The 13,749-nt window shown below is 67.6% G+C and carries 10 protein-coding genes and 3 tRNA genes; 3 read left to right on the forward strand and 10 right to left on the reverse strand.

Annotated features, from left to right (window positions below; genetic code table 11):
* Positions 1–194: 194 nt before the first annotated feature.
* The 7 genes from ESO89_RS06955 to ESO89_RS06985 are packed head-to-tail and all read right to left on the reverse strand — an operon-like array spanning position 195 to position 9,226.
* Positions 195–1,007 (reverse strand): DUF7537 family lipoprotein, encoded by an 813-nt coding sequence (locus tag ESO89_RS06955; RefSeq protein WP_128904844.1) that lies wholly within the window; start codon positions 1,005–1,007, stop codon positions 195–197.
* 44 nt (positions 1,008–1,051) lie between these two features.
* Positions 1,052–1,471 carry a NusA-like transcription termination signal-binding factor gene (locus ESO89_RS06960; protein WP_128904845.1) on the reverse strand — a complete coding sequence of 140 codons (420 nt, stop codon included), beginning with the start codon at positions 1,469–1,471 and terminating at the stop codon, positions 1,052–1,054.
* A complete protein-coding gene (gene rpoA2, locus ESO89_RS06965; RefSeq protein ID WP_128904846.1) occupies positions 1,471–2,685 on the reverse strand; it encodes a DNA-directed RNA polymerase subunit A'' in 1,215 nt (404 codons plus the stop codon). The genes ESO89_RS06960 and rpoA2 overlap by 1 nt, the downstream gene beginning before the upstream one ends.
* The gene (locus ESO89_RS06970; protein ID WP_128904847.1) at positions 2,678–5,599 is read right to left on the reverse strand and encodes a DNA-directed RNA polymerase subunit A'; all 2,922 of its coding nucleotides are present in this window, start codon (positions 5,597–5,599) and stop codon (positions 2,678–2,680) included. The genes rpoA2 and ESO89_RS06970 overlap by 8 nt, the downstream gene beginning before the upstream one ends.
* A gap of 6 nt (positions 5,600–5,605) precedes the next feature.
* Positions 5,606–7,435 carry a DNA-directed RNA polymerase subunit B gene (gene rpoB, locus ESO89_RS06975; protein ID WP_128904848.1) on the reverse strand — a complete coding sequence of 610 codons (1,830 nt, stop codon included), beginning with the start codon at positions 7,433–7,435 and terminating at the stop codon, positions 5,606–5,608.
* A gap of 1 nt (position 7,436) precedes the next feature.
* Complete coding sequence (locus ESO89_RS06980) at positions 7,437–9,002, reverse strand: DNA-directed RNA polymerase subunit B'' (protein WP_128904849.1); 1,566 nt, start codon at positions 9,000–9,002, stop codon at positions 7,437–7,439.
* Entirely contained in the window at positions 8,999–9,226 is a 228-nt protein-coding gene (locus tag ESO89_RS06985; protein ID WP_128904850.1) for a DNA-directed RNA polymerase subunit H, read from the reverse strand. Before ESO89_RS06985 ends, ESO89_RS06980 begins: the two co-directional genes overlap by 4 nt.
* A 353-nt stretch (positions 9,227–9,579) precedes the next feature.
* On the opposite strand from ESO89_RS06985, the gene ESO89_RS06990 reads away from it, so the two are divergent.
* A tRNA-Asp gene (locus ESO89_RS06990) sits at positions 9,580–9,652 on the forward strand.
* A 29-nt stretch (positions 9,653–9,681) separates the two neighbouring features.
* A tRNA-Asp gene (locus ESO89_RS06995) sits at positions 9,682–9,754 on the forward strand.
* Between the two features lie 229 nt (positions 9,755–9,983).
* Here ESO89_RS06995 and ESO89_RS07000 read toward each other — a convergent pair.
* The 3 genes from ESO89_RS07000 to ESO89_RS07010 form a co-directional block, all read right to left on the reverse strand.
* Positions 9,984–10,988 (reverse strand): histone deacetylase family protein, encoded by a 1,005-nt coding sequence (locus ESO89_RS07000; protein ID WP_128904851.1) that lies wholly within the window; start codon positions 10,986–10,988, stop codon positions 9,984–9,986.
* Positions 10,989–11,420 carry a histone gene (locus ESO89_RS07005; protein WP_128904852.1) on the reverse strand — a complete coding sequence of 144 codons (432 nt, stop codon included), beginning with the start codon at positions 11,418–11,420 and terminating at the stop codon, positions 10,989–10,991.
* Positions 11,421–11,579: 159 nt separating this feature from the next.
* Positions 11,580–13,091, reverse strand: a complete 1,512-nt coding sequence (locus tag ESO89_RS07010; RefSeq protein ID WP_128904853.1) for a single-stranded DNA binding protein — start codon at positions 13,089–13,091, stop codon at positions 11,580–11,582.
* Between the two features lie 337 nt (positions 13,092–13,428).
* Between ESO89_RS07010 and ESO89_RS07015 the strand changes: the two genes are divergently transcribed.
* Positions 13,429–13,501, forward strand: a tRNA-Arg gene (locus tag ESO89_RS07015).
* Positions 13,502–13,749 lie beyond the last annotated feature (248 nt).

The following is a 13,749-nucleotide window of genomic DNA, read 5'->3' on the forward strand; positions in this document are numbered from 1 at the left end:
AAGCGTCGTCTTTCGACGCGGAGAAACGCCCTCAGATCGCTCGAACGGTACCTCTCGTCCGTTCTGAGAGTGTTTTGCGAAACGAGACGATCGAAAACGACGGGCGCTCTCGCCGGCTTACCGGCTCAACGGTTTCGAGCGCCCGTCGTTTCGTCTGGAACCGAACCGGAACGATTCAGAAACGCGTCCGCAAGTCAGGCGCTCGTCTCCTCGCGCGCCTCCTCGACCCACTCCGGTTCCGACACCGTCGCGCCGAGGTCGCGGTAGTCGATGTCGACGTCGACGGTCGCCTCCTGGTCGTCGTGCGGGCCCGCCCACGACTGTTCGAGTCGCGGCACCACGCCGGACTCGTACACGTGAACCGTCGCCGACGCCGTCTCGACCGTCTCGGGGACGTTCCGGTCGCCCTCGAAGGCGTCGGCGGTGAACCGCGCGGTCGGCTCGCCGCGCACCTCTCCCTCGCCGTCGCTCGTCGGGTTCCACAGGTTCAGTCCCTCGTACTCCGTCTCGCCGCTCGCCGTCTCTCCTTCGACGCGAATCCCGGTCACGACCTCCGAGCGCATCGCCCCTTCGAGGCCGTCGACCGATCGGTCGACCGACTGGCGGCCGTACTGCGTCTCGCCGCCGATCCGCTGGCGGACCAGCGCCTCGCCGTCGGCGACGTACAGCTCCGACACGTCGGTCTCCTCGGTCTCCGTCAGCTCCTGTCGCACGTACTGGCGCCCGTTCTCGAGGTCGTAGGCGGACTCGTACTCCTGGGAGGGAAGCCACCGGCTCGGCTCCGCGTCCCCGTCGTGGGTCGTCTCCGCCGTCGAGAACAGCGTGGCGCCCCCGGCGTCGACGAGCGCCTCGACGTGGCTCTCCGAGAGGGCCGCCACGTCGAGGCCGTCCTCGTCCCGCCAGTCGACCTCGGGAAACGGGCGGTCCGGTCCGCCGCCGTCGAGACAGCCGGCGATTCCGACGGCGACTCCGGTCCCGACTCCGGTGAGAAAGCCTCTGCGGTCCATGCCGCGACAAACGAGCGCGTCGGCAAAAGGGCGTGGGTTCCGCGTCAGGTGAGCTGGATGTCGTCGATGTCGAAGTGCCGCTCCGCCAGCGTCCGCGCCGTCTCGATGTTGGCGCCGTCCGCGCCGATGGCGACGCCGCGGTCCGGCTCCGGCACCTCGACGTACGCGACCCGGTCGTTCTGCTCGGAGATCGTCACGGCGTTGACCGCCGCGGGCGAGAGCGCGCTCGCGACGAACGCCTCTGCGGTGTCGGCGTCCTCCACCAGTTCGACGGACTTGCCGAGTCGGCGCTCCGCCTCCTCGACGGTCTCGCCGGCCTGTCCGATCGCGGCGGCCATCTCGCCGGCCGGCACGAGGAACACGAGCCGGTCGCCCTCCACGAGGCAGTCCTTCGGCGCGACCCCGGTCAGCTCGTCGAAGCGACCGATGTAGCGCCGGGCCTCGTCGGAGAGCTCGACGTACATTAGTCGTCGCCCACGACGCGCGACCCCATCCGGAGGTCGACGTCGCCGGTACCGAGCGAGATCGGCTTGCCGGCGATGACGTTCTCGATGACCCCGTCGAGCTCGTCGTACTCGCCGTGGATCGCGGCGTCGAGCAGGTGATTGACCGTCACCTCGAACGCCGCGCGCGCGAGCACGGAGTCCTTCGAGCCCGAGATGCCGTGGCGACCGATCGACTCGATCTCGCCGTTGTTCGTCATGATGTCGGCCACCAGCATCAGGTGGCGGACGTTCACGTCGTCGAGCCCCTGCTCTTCGAGCGTGTTCTTCGTCTCGTCGATGATCGTCTCGCGGGCCGCCTCGACCCCGAGGTTGCGGTAGATCTCGTGGATGTTGTTACACGTCGTGCGCGAGGCGTCGACGCCCTCGATGTCGAGGGCGTCGCCGAACGCCGACCCCTCGGTGTAGAGGACGAACTCCTCGTCGCCCTCGATCTCCTCTTTCCGGATGACGACGCGTTCGATCTCCTCGATCCCCTTGAACACGATCTCCCGGAGCCGCTCGACGAGCTGGAGCAGCTCGCGGTAGCTCGGCTCGTTCGGGCCGAACTCCACGACGGTCCCCGACTGCCGGGCGTCGACGCCGAGCGAGTCCTCGATCGTCTCGGCGATGATCCCGGCGACCTCGGACGGGTCCGACTGGGTCGGCCACCGTTCGAGGAGGGTGTCGTCGTTCAGGTCGATCCGCACCAGCATGTCCGCGACGTTCGTCGACACGTCGCCGAGCGCGAGGATGCGCGTCGCCTCGATGGACCAGACGACCTCGTGGGCCTTCTCGCGGTCCGTGGCGTGCTCGCCTTCGAGGTGAACGGTCATCATCGGCGTGTCCGGCGTCTTCCGGGCGTCCACCAGCTCGATGAGCCGGGGAAGCCCCTGCGTGACGTCGATTTCTGCAACCCCAGCGTAATGGAACGTATTCATTGTCATCTGGGTCCCGGGTTCACCGATCGATTGGGCAGAAACAGTGCCCACAGGGTCCAGAGGATCAACCCGCGTCTCGCGGTACCGGTTCTCGACGCCCGTCGCGATCTCGGTCGCCTGCTCGACGGTGACCCCGCCGGCCTCCCCGGCCTTCCGGTCGATCGCCTCGTACACCTCGCCTTTGAGGCGGGTGGGAAGCTCCGTGGCCTCCACGACCGCCTCGATGTCGTCGGTGACGTGGTCGTACTCAGTCATCCGACTCCACCCCCGAGGCCTTGTTCAGGCCCGGTCCGGAATGCTCCGAGAGGTTCGTCGGCGGCGCGCGCTCGCCGAGGAACCGCTCCTTCTCGTCGTCGGACTCGAACTCGGAGTCGACGACGCGGTCGACGATGTCGTCGACGTCGATGCCGTCGCCCTCGCCGGAGGAGACCTTCACCGGCGAGGTGCCGTCCTCGCCGAACTCGAACTGGATGATCCGGCCCGAGGTGTCCCGGACCGTGCCGTCGTACTGCGCCTCCAGCTCGGAGAGCGCGTTGATGAGCCGGCGCTGGAGGTAGCCGGACTTGGAGGTCCGGACCGCCGTGTCGACCAGCCCCTCGCGGCCGCCCATCGCGTGGAAGAAGAACTCCTCGGGCGTGAGCCCGCCGCGGTAGGAGTTCTCCACGAAGCCGTGCGCCTCCGCGGACAGGTCGTTCTCCTTGTAGTGCGAGAGCGTCCGGTCCTCGTAGCCGCGGTTGATCCGCTCGCCGCGGACCGCCTGCTGGCCGACGGAGCCGGCCATCTGCGTGAGGTTCAGCATCGAGCCACGCGCGCCGGAGCGGGCCATCACGACCGCCGGGTTGTCGTCGCCGAAGTGCTGGTCGGCGATCTCACCGGCCGAGTCGCGGGCCTTCCCGAGCGTCTGCATGATCTTCATCTCCAGCGTCTCGTCGACGCCGCGGCCCGGGAGCGACTCCAGCTCGCCGGCCTCGTACGTCTCGATCAGCTCCTGAACGCGGTCGTAGGCGCTCTGGATCGCGTCGTCGACCTGCTCTTCGGCCTCCGGCGGGATCGACTCGTCGTCGATCCCGATCGAGAACCCGAAGTGCATGATCGCGCGCATCGCCAGCGACGCGATCTCGTTGATGAACACGCGCGAGCGCGTCTCGCCGTACTCCTTCGTGAGAGTGTCGACGACCTCGCCGCCGAACGCGCCGACGGCGTCCTCGTCGATCGTCCCCTCGACCAGCTGACCGTCCTCGATGAGCACGTCGTCGCCCGTCGAGGAGGTGAACTCCAGCGAGAGGTCGTCGGGGAGCAGCTCCGAAAACAGCGTCCGGCCGGTCCAGTACTCGCGCCCCTCGTCGTCGACGCCGTCCGCCTCGGGCAGCTCGTCGACGCGGGTCGCGCGCAGCAGGTCCAGCGCCTGCGTCTCGGTGAACTCGGGGTTCGAGTGCGTGAGCAGGTACGTCCCCGAGATGTGGTCCTGAATGGCGCCGATGATGTTCCCGCCGAACCGCGGCGAGAGGATCTGCTCTTGAACGCGCATGAGGACGCGCGCCTCGGCGCGGGCCTCCTCGTTTTGCAGCGCGTGCATGTTCATCTCGTCGCCGTCGAAGTCGGCGTTGTACGGCGGACAGACGACGGTATTGAGCCGGAACGTCTTGTACGGCATCACCACGACCTCGTGGGCCATGATGGACATCCGGTGGAGCGAAGGCTGCCGGTTGAAGATCACGATGTCGCCGTCGACGAGGTGGCGATTCACCTCCCAGTCGGCCTCGACCTTCTCGGCGAGCTCCTCGCAGTTCTTCTCGGTCACCTTCAGCCGGCGACCGTCGGGACGGCGAACGTAGTTGGCGCCGGGATGGGCCTCCGGCCCGTTCCGGACGTACTGACGCGCCTCGTCGACGTTGCGCTCGGTGACGTTGAGCGTCTGGGTCATCTCCATGGCGACCCGGTCCGGGACGCCGACTTCGTTCAGCGAGAGGGTCGGGTCCGGCGAGATGACGGTCCGGGCGGAGAAGTTAACGCGTTTGCCCGAAAGCGAACCGCGGAAGCGACCCTCCTTGCCCTTCAGCCGCTGGCTGAGGGTCTTGAGGGGGCGGCCGGAGCGGTGTCGCGCCGGCGGCGTCCCGCTGATCTCGTTGTCGACGAACGTGGTGACGTGGTACTGGAGCAGCTCCCAGAGGTCCTCGATGATCAGCTGCGGAGCGCCCGCCTCGCGGTTCTCCATGAACCGCTGGTTGATCCGGATGATGTCGACCAGCTTGTGGGTGAGGTCGTCCTCGGAGCGCTGGCCGTTGTCGAGCGTGATCGATGGGCGCGTGGTGACCGGCGGGACCGGGAGGACCGTCAGGATCATCCACTCCGGTCGGGAGTGCTCGGAGTCGATGCCGAGGACCTCCAGGTCCCCGTCCGGGATGTCCTCGAACCAGTCGCGGATGTCCGAGGGCATCAGCTTGTTCATGTCCTCCTCGGTGAGGTCGATGTCGAGCGCCGTCTCGATGGCGCGGCGGTCCTCCTTGCGCGGGCGGAACTCGCCGGCCATGATCTCGTTGACCCGGTCGACGGCGATGTCGGTCTTCTCGGCGAGTTCCTGCGGCGAGGTGCCCGGGTCGTCCTCCTCCTCGTCGGGCTGCATCGCCGCCGCGATGCGCTCGGAGTAGTCGCCCGAGAGCACGTCTTGGACCTCGTAGTAGGTGGTCGGCTTCTCGTGTTTGATGTCCGCCTGCGGCTCGCCGCAGAACGGGCACGTCGACGCCTTCCGAGCCTGCCGGACGGCGGCCTTCAACACGTCGTGTTCGTCGTCGCCGAGCTCCTGCGCCCGCTCGTAGCGGTCGCGGAACTCGTCGCGCTGTGCCTCGTCCAAGGCGAGCTTGCCGCACTCCCGGCACGTCGAGCGGAGCAGCCGCCGGATGAGCTTCGTGAAGCCCACGTGGATGACGGGCGCGGCCAGCTCGATGTGGCCGAAGTGGCCGTTACAGGAGCCGGAGTGAGAGCCGCAGGTCCGGCACTCCAGCCCGGGGTCGATAACGCCGAGTCGCGGGTCCATTAGCCCCATATCGATCGGGTAGCCGTCGTCGTCGTACGTGTCGGCCGTGATCACCTTCGTCGCGGACATGTCCCGGTACGTCTCCGGGTCCATGAGGCCGAAGTCGATGCCGCCGAGCACTTTCGGTGTTTGCATTGACATTTAAATCGCGTCCTCCAGTTCGAGCTTCGGTCGGATGCCCAGGGCGATCATCTCGTCGAGCAGCAGCTTGAACGCGTAGCTCACTTCCAGCTCGTGGATGTCGTCCTCGTCGCCAGTGACCGGGTCGTACACCCGGCGCTGTTCGCGGTCCTCGACGGCGACGAGCCCGGTCTCCGCGGAGACGTGCACCGTCTCGGCGTCAGAGGACTCCAAGAGCCGCTCGTTGAGCACCATCGACGCGCCGTGGCCGATGATCGTGTCGCGCTCCATCTCCCCGACGCGCAGGCCGCCCTCGCGGGCGCGCCCCTCGGTCGGCTGGCGCGTGAGCACCTGCACCGGTCCTCGCGAGCGGGCGTGGAGCTTGTTCGACACCATGTGGTACAGCTTGTGGTAGAAGATCGTCCCGACGAAGATCTCCGCCTCGATCTTCTCGCCGGTGACGCCGGAGTACATGACCTCCTTGCCGGAGGATTTGAAGCCGTGCTCCTCCAGTCCGCCGCGGAGTTCCTCCTCGTCTTCGCCTTGGAACGGCGTGCCGTCGACCCGCGAGCCGCGCAGCGAGCCGACCTTGCCGCCGAGCATCTCCAGCACGTGGCCAACCGTCATCCGGGACGGGAGGGCGTGCGGGTTCATCACGAGGTCGGGGACGACCCCCTCCTCGGTGAACGGCATGTCCTCCTGGGGCGCGAGGTGGCCCACGACGCCCTTCTGGCCGTGTCGGGACGCGAACTTGTCGCCCAGTTCGGGGACCCGCTGGTCGCGCACCTTCACCTTCGAGAGCTTGGAGCCGTCCTCGCCCTCCATCAGCGTCACCGTGTCGACGACGCCGGATTCGCCGGAGCGCATCGTCACGCTCGTCTCACGCCGCTTCTGCGGGGAGAGCCCGCCCATGTCGTCGGGCTCTTCGAGGAACCGCGGCGGGCTGGTCTTGCCGAGCAGCACCGAGGACTCGTCCACCTTCGTCTCGGGGTTGACGAGGCCGTCCTCGTCGAGGTGGGTGTACGCGTCCTCGCCGCGCGCGCCGCGCACGTCCTGCTCGGGAATCTCGAAGCGGTCCTCTTGGCCGCCGGGGTACCGCCGCTCCTCGCCCTCGTAGGTCCGGAAGAAGTGCGAGCGGGTGAGCGCGCGGTCGACGGAGCCCTGGTTCATCACCAGCGCGTCCTCGATGTTGAAGCCCTCGTAGGACATCACGGCGACGACGAAGTTCTGCGCCGCCGGCCGCTTGTCGAAGCTGATCTGGTCGGACGTCTGCGTCTTCACCATCGCCAGCTGCGGGTAGTGCAGCAGGTGCTGACGCGTGTCCGGCCGGATGCGGTAGTTGGCCGAGGGGAGTCCGAGCGACTGCTTCATCATCCCCGCGCCCATCGTAATTCGCGGGCTCGCGTTGTGTTCGGGGTACGGGATCATCCCCGCGCCGATACCGAACACGAGCTGCGGGTCGATCTCGAGGTGCGTGTGGTCCTCGGTCACGTCTTCCTCGTCGACGGCGACGAGGATGTCCTCCTCCTCCTCGGCGTCGATGAACTCGACGTAGCCGCGCTCGACGAGGTCCTCGAACTCGACCTCGCCGCGTTCGAGCGCCTCGATCTCCTCGTCGCCCAGCAGGGGCTCGCCGTTCTCGACGACGATCAGCGGACGGCGGGCGCGCCCCGCGTCCGCGTTGACGATCACTTCCTGGGTCCGGTCCTTGACCGAGACGTTCACCATCTCCGAGACGTCGCCGCGTCGGCGGGCCTCGCGGATCTGTTCGGCGAGGGCCTCGGGGTCCGGGTGAGTCCCGACGAGGCTCCCGTTGACGTACACCTTCGCTTCGCGTTCTGCCTGAGCCATGTTAGTCGTCCGCCGTCTGTCGTTCGACGCCCTCGATGCCGGGAATCCCCTCGACACCCATCGACGCCAGTTCTCGTTTCAGCCCCTGTTCGTCGTCCACGGTCTGTGAGAGCTCCATCGCCTGCGCGAAGTTCTTCACGAGTCCGCAGTTCGGCCCCTCCGGCGTCTCGGAGGGACAGATGCGACCCCACTGGGTCGCGTGGAGGTCCCGCGCCTCGAAGTGCGGCTGCGAGCGCGACAGCGGCGAGCGCAGGCGCCGGAGGTGCGAGAGCACGCCCATGTAGTCGGTCCGGTCGACGAGCTGGGAGACGCCCGAGCGGCCGCCCACCCAGTTCCCCGTCGCGATCGGGTGTTCGAGCCGCTCGGTCAGCACGTCGGAGCGGACGACCGTGTTGACGGTGAGCTCGCGGTTCCGCATGTTCGCGCGTTCGAGCTGGTACTTCACGTCGCGAGCCAGCTTGTTCAGCGCGGTCCGGAAGAGGTCGCGCATCAGGTCCCCGGAGACCTTCAGGCGCTTGTTGGCGTAGTGGTCCTTGTCGTCGGCCTCGCGGCGGTCCAAGGCGAGCTCGAAGCACGCCTCGGCCATCCGGCAGAGGTAGTACGCCTTGTTGATCCGCACGTCCTCCTCGTCGACGCCCTCCTCGTGGAGGTGCGGGAGGAGGTATCGGTCGATGACGTAGTTCGCCCGCTTGAGCTGGTAGTTCTTCCCCTGACCGGAGGCGACGCGCTCGCCGAGGGTCTCGATCGCCCCCTCGGTCGTCTGCACGTCGGCCTCCTCCAGATTCTCCAGCATGAACTTCACGATCTCGGGGTCGTCCGAGACGCGGTGGACGATCTCCTCGTCGGACTCGAGTCCGAGCGCGCGGACGAGGGTCACGAAGTCGATCGAGCCCGAGACGGACGGGAACGACACTTCGAGCAGCCCCTCGCGGTTGCGCTCGCAGAGCACCAGCGCGCGGTAGCCGCGGCGCTGGGAGAACGTCTTCGCGACCTGGATCTCGTCGCCGTACTTCGAGTCGTACTCCGCGAGGATCTTGTTGGGCGCCAGGTCCTCCGAGGTCATCAGCACGCGCTCGGAGCCGTTGACGATGAAGTAGCCGCCGGGGTCGACGGGGTCCTCGCCGATATCGATGAGCTCCTCGTCGGAGAAGCCGGCCATGTTACACTTGTCCGAGCCGACCATGATCGGCATCCGGCCGACCTTGGTCTCGGTCGTGTCGACGACCTGTTCGGGTTCGTCCTCGCCGCCGCGCACGATGGACATCTCCATGAACACGGGCGCCGAGTAGGTGATGTTGCGGAGGCGCGCTTCCTGTGGGTACAGCAGTTCCTCGGACCCGTCGGCCTCGCGGACGCGCGGGGTGACCATCCGCACGTCGCCGAGCTCGACGTAGACGGGCTCTTGCCCCTCCTTGTCGCCGATGTCGGTCTCGATCGTCTCCTTCTCGTCGACGACCTCCTGCATGCCGCGGTCCAGGAAGTTGTTAAAGGATCGGAAGTGGTGTTCGGCGAGCCGTTCGTCCGAGAAGTACTCGCGTGACACCACGCGTCGGTCTTGCCTGTTCATGAGACGACTAGTCGGTACACGACCGCTTCCTCGGTCGTGCGAGAGTTTCGAACGATCTTCACCACGTCGCCGACCTCGGCCTCGTCGGGGATCGCGGGATCAGTGCGTTTGATCTTCGGTAGGTTCGTCCGTTTCACGTCGTACTCCGCCAGAACCTCGTCGACCTCTTCGGGTTCGAGGAGGACGTGGTCCGGGACGAGTTCGTGTTGGCTTACGTCTACCATGGGTGGTGGTTATTGAGAGAAGCTATCACGAGATACTACAGATCGCTATATGCGCCAACGTCATAAGGCTTGCCAAGCGGCTCCGCCACGCGCGGCTCACGGCGACGGGGGCGTGCGATACTCCTACTCATGCGGGTATCACACAAAAGGGTACCGCCGCGATCGACCGCGCCGGTTCATCCGATCGGCCCCATCGATCGAGTTCAGACGGCCAAAATCCCGGCGTCGCGTCGACCTCGTCGGGGATCGCGATCGGCTCATCGGCAACCCCGTCTCTCCCTGTCACCGGTCACCACCGTCGCCGGGGATGACAAGCCTTATTTGCCAGACAGGGGTACGAATGAGTGCGACAAGCCCGGATGGTGTAGTGGCCCATCATACGACCCTGTCACGGTCGTGACGCGGGTTCAAATCCCGCTCCGGGCGTCCCCACGCTTCGGGGTCTGTCGCTGTTTGCCCGGATGGTGTAGTGGCCCATCATACGACCCTGTCACGGTCGTGACGCGGGTTCAAATCCCGCTCCGGGCGTTTTCGACGAACAACTCGGCGAGCGCAGCGAGCCGTTCGTCGGAAACGCTCGCACAAGGGTTTGAACCCTATCAGTCGCGCGCAGCGAGCAACGCGAGCGAGCCGTCTGATTCCGGTTCAAATCCCGCTCCGGGCGTATTCTGTCGCCGCCAATCGACGAGCGAGGAGCGGCGCGACGAGCTCTCCTAGAAAGTCGACTCCGCAGGCGATCGATCGCGGCCGTCCGGATTCACAGGTCGAGCAGCTCCCGCAGCTCCGCCACCAGCGACTCCGTTTTCTCGTCCGGATCGTCGTCGTCGTCGACGGGGGTGCGCCCGTCGAACGTCTCGTGGACCATCGAGACGCCCTCGGCCAGCGTGTCGAGGCCGTAGCCGCCTTCGAGGACGTAGGCGTTCGCGGCCCCGATGGCGTCAGTGACCGAACGGAGCCGGTCGGTCATCAGCGCGTACCCCTCCGAGGAGACGCGCATCCGCGAGATGGGATCGTGCCGGTGGGCGTCGAACCCGGCCGAGACGATCACGAGGTCGGGGTCGAACCGTTCGAGCGCCGGCGCGACCGCCTCGTCGATGGCGTACAGGTAGTCGGCGTCGCCCGCGCCGGCCGCGAGCGGGAGGTTCACGGTCGTCCCCTCCCCCTCGTCGCGGCCGGTCTCGTCGAGCGCGCCGGTGTCCGGGTAGAGCCCCTCCTCGTGGATCGACGCGTAGAACACGTCGCCGTGCTCGTAGAACACGTCCTGGGTGCCGTTCCCGTGGTGCACGTCCCAGTCGAAGATGGCGACCCGGTCCGCCGCCCCGTCGTCGAGGACGGTCTGGGCCGCGACGGCGGCGTTGTTGAAGAAGCAAAAGCCCATGGCGTCGTCGGGCACCGCGTGGTGGCCCGGCGGGCGTCCGAGCGCGAAGGGGGTGTCCCGACCGTCGTCGCCGTCGAGCGCGGACCGAGCCGCCCACTGCGAGAGGCCGGCCGAGGCGAGCGCGGCGTCCCACGTCCCCTCGCTCGCGACTGTGTCGGGGTCCCAGCTCCCGCCGCCGTCGGCGACGAACGCCTCCAGCTCGTCGACGTACTCGGCGTCGTGGACCGCGACGATCTCCTCGCGGCTCGCGGGGTCCGCCTCCGCGTACTCGACCCCGTGTCGCTTCGCCAGTCCGCGGCGGATCGCGCGCAGCCGGTCCGGGTTTTCCGGGTGCCGTTCGCCGGTGTCGTGTTCGAGACACCGCTCGCTGTAGCCGAAGCGCATCTACTCGAACAGCGCGAAGTACGTCTCGATGTCCTCGGCCTGTACGGTCCGTCTGTCGGCGTGACGCGCGAGCGTCGCGGCCGCGCTCGCGACGTTGTCGGCGTAGTCCTCCAAGATGTCGGCCAACGCGATCCGCGCGTCGACGCCGACTCGGTATCGGTCGTCGATCCGGAGCCGCGCGATGCGGTCGATGGGGGCGACGGGAAGGGTGAGATCCTCGCGGCTGATCACCTGTTCGACGCCGAAATCAGATGCCATCAGCGTCTTCCGTCCGTCCTCGGTTGCCCGTTCGGCCGCGTTGATCGCCAGCTCCGCGCCGTGCGCTTGGATCCGGCGAGCCAACTCCTCGGCGGCGTCCGCGCTCACGCGGAGGTCCCCGGCGTTCCACCGGATGATCCCGTCGACCGGCGCGAACGGCAACTCGACACTCATACACACAGTCGCGTCCGTGCAGCGTAAAACGTTTCCGTTACCCACTCTCCGCCGCCGAGCGACTGCGTCGTCGCTACTCGCGCCGTTGCTGCCGTCGCCCGTCGCGCTGCCATCGCCCGTCGCGCTGCCATCGCCCGTCGCGCTGCCGTCGCCACCCGATCAGAACACGTCGTCTGCGTCGATCGTCCCGTCGCGCTCCGTTCCCCGCACCGTGATCTCCTCGCCGAGCCGGAGGCTCGCGTCGGTCTCGACGCTCTTCGTGCGCTGGCCGTCGTCCAACACGACGGGGTCGCCGGTCTGAACGACCGTTCCGGTGAACTCGACGTCCTCGGCCGACCGCTCCGCCGTCGCGGCCGCGGCGCCGCCGGCTCCGCCGGCTCCGCCGCTCTCGCTGCCGGCCCCGCTGCTCCCGTCGTCTCCCCCGGTCTCGCCGGCGACGGCCTCGGTGGCCGCCTTCTGCCCGTCCTCGGCGAAGGCGCCGAGCCCGGTGTCGCTCGCGCCGCGGTCGTCACCCTCGGTGCCGGCGCTTGACGTCCCACCCGCGCCCCCGCCCGCCGCGTCGCTCCCCTCGTCGAGGACGGTGACGGTCGAACGCCAGTTCGCGGAGGCCTCCAGATCGTCCTGCCAGCCGTCTTGGACCTCCACGTCGGTGAAGACGACGCGGTCGGCCAGCTCGATATCGCGGTCGGCCTTGTCGCCCCACAGCGCGACGCGGATCTCGCCGGTGTCGTCCTTGATCCGGACGTTCCGGACCTGCCCCTCGGAGCCGTCGTCGCGGTCGAACGTGCGCTTCGGGTCGGTTTCGATGACGCCCCCACCGATGTCGACGGTCTCGTCGATCTCCAGCTCGGCGATGTCCGTCGCCTCCGGGACGTACTCCACGTCCTCGTCGACGCGCTCGACGGTGCCGCGGTCGCCGACGTGAAGCTCTAAGTCGCCGTCGCGCTCGCGGACGTAGCCGTCGCCGACCTCGACGACCTCGCCGGCCTCGAACTCCTCGGCGAGATCGGCCTTCCCGTCCCACAGCGTCACGCGCACGCGACCCGTCTCGTCGCCGACGGTGAGATTGGCGACTCGCCCCTCGGAGCCGTCGTCGCGGTCGAACGTGCGGATCGAGTCGGTGTCGAGCACCTGCCCGACGAGGTCCACGTCGGAGGCACCGAGCGAGAGGTCCTCCACCCGGTAGGTGTCGAGCACCTGTACGTCGACCTCGGCGTCCTCGTCCGGCTCGATCTTGTCCGCGCTCACTTCGAGCCCGCTGTACCCTTCTTTCGGGCGGCCCATGACGCGGAGCACCTGTCCGACCTCCAACTGCTCTTCGGCCGCCGCGGCCATGTCGTCCCACAGCGCGACTCGCACGGAGCCGGAGGCGTCCGCGATATCGACGTTGCAGACGCGGCCCTCCTCGGCCTCCTCGTCGTCGCGCTCGAACGTGCGGATGTCGCCGATGGAGGTCACCTTCCCGAGGAACTTCACGTCGTTCATGCCGGGCTCGATGTCGGCGATCGTCTCGGCCTCCTCGTCGCGCAGCTCGTGGGCGATGAGCATCGCGGCCGTCTCCTCGTCGGCGAGTCCGCCCATCTGCTCGACCTTGTCCTCGACGGCCGCCTCGAACTCCTCGAACTCGACGTCGGTGTCGAGATCCTCGTAGACGTCCTCTATCACTCCCATACGCGTACCTCTTCGGTTGTCGAGTCCGCGGATAAGCGTTGTCCTTGCGGGGGTCTCGCGGTCGAATCGGCGCGCTCGTTCCGCGGGCGCCGCGGCGTCGCCGTCGCGGGTCGGGACGTCGTCATACCCGTCCATCGGTCCCGTCGATACAAAAGGTGTGCAATCCGGATCGGCGCCGGCGGATCTCCTCGCTCTTCCCCTTCTGATCCGTCCTCCCTCGGCACGTATCGTCCGGTGATCAATCGCGACCGTTCCTCGATCGCGCCGTGTGCGACCGACCGCCACGCGTCTCGCGGACCGTAACCGTCTTAAGTACTAGCGCGGTACGTCTATTCGAGTCCTGGTAGGGTAGTGGACTATCCTCTTGGCTTGCGGAGCCAGGGACCGGAGTTCAAATCTCCGTCAGGACGTTTTCGGATGCACCAAACGGCGAGCATCGCGTGCCGTGCGCATGTCCAAAAACTCCGCGGAGATTTGAGCAGGAAAGTCGCAGCGGCCGAGCGAAGCGAGGCCGACCGTCTTTCCGAGTTCAAATCTCCGTCAGGACGCTCACTTTGCGGCTGCCTCACTTCGTTCGGCAGCCGCGGCGTTCGGTCCTGACGTGCCTCACGCTCGTTTCACTCGCGTGAGACTCCGTCAGGACGTTTTCGGATGCACC

Source organism: Halorubrum amylolyticum, assembly GCF_004114995.1.
Classification (GTDB): domain Archaea; phylum Halobacteriota; class Halobacteria; order Halobacteriales; family Haloferacaceae; genus Halorubrum; species Halorubrum amylolyticum.

Bases quoted from the DNA above. Each gene is read 5' to 3' on its own strand.
- ESO89_RS06955 (WP_128904844.1), bottom strand. From the start codon at position 1,007: ATGGACCGCAGAGGCTTTCTCACCGGAGTCGGGACCGGAGTCGCCGTC.
- ESO89_RS06960 (WP_128904845.1), bottom strand. From the start codon at position 1,471: ATGTACGTCGAGCTCTCCGACGAGGCCCGGCGCTACATCGGTCGCTTC.
- rpoA2 (WP_128904846.1), bottom strand. From the start codon at position 2,685: ATGACTGAGTACGACCACGTCACCGACGACATCGAGGCGGTCGTGGAG.
- ESO89_RS06970 (WP_128904847.1), bottom strand. From the start codon at position 5,599: ATGCAAACACCGAAAGTGCTCGGCGGCATCGACTTCGGCCTCATGGAC.
- rpoB (WP_128904848.1), bottom strand. From the start codon at position 7,435: ATGGCTCAGGCAGAACGCGAAGCGAAGGTGTACGTCAACGGGAGCCTC.
- ESO89_RS06980 (WP_128904849.1), bottom strand. From the start codon at position 9,002: ATGAACAGGCAAGACCGACGCGTGGTGTCACGCGAGTACTTCTCGGAC.
- ESO89_RS06985 (WP_128904850.1), bottom strand. From the start codon at position 9,226: ATGGTAGACGTAAGCCAACACGAACTCGTCCCGGACCACGTCCTCCTC.
- ESO89_RS07000 (WP_128904851.1), bottom strand. From the start codon at position 10,988: ATGCGCTTCGGCTACAGCGAGCGGTGTCTCGAACACGACACCGGCGAA.
- ESO89_RS07005 (WP_128904852.1), bottom strand. From the start codon at position 11,420: ATGAGTGTCGAGTTGCCGTTCGCGCCGGTCGACGGGATCATCCGGTGG.
- ESO89_RS07010 (WP_128904853.1), bottom strand. From the start codon at position 13,091: ATGGGAGTGATAGAGGACGTCTACGAGGATCTCGACACCGACGTCGAG.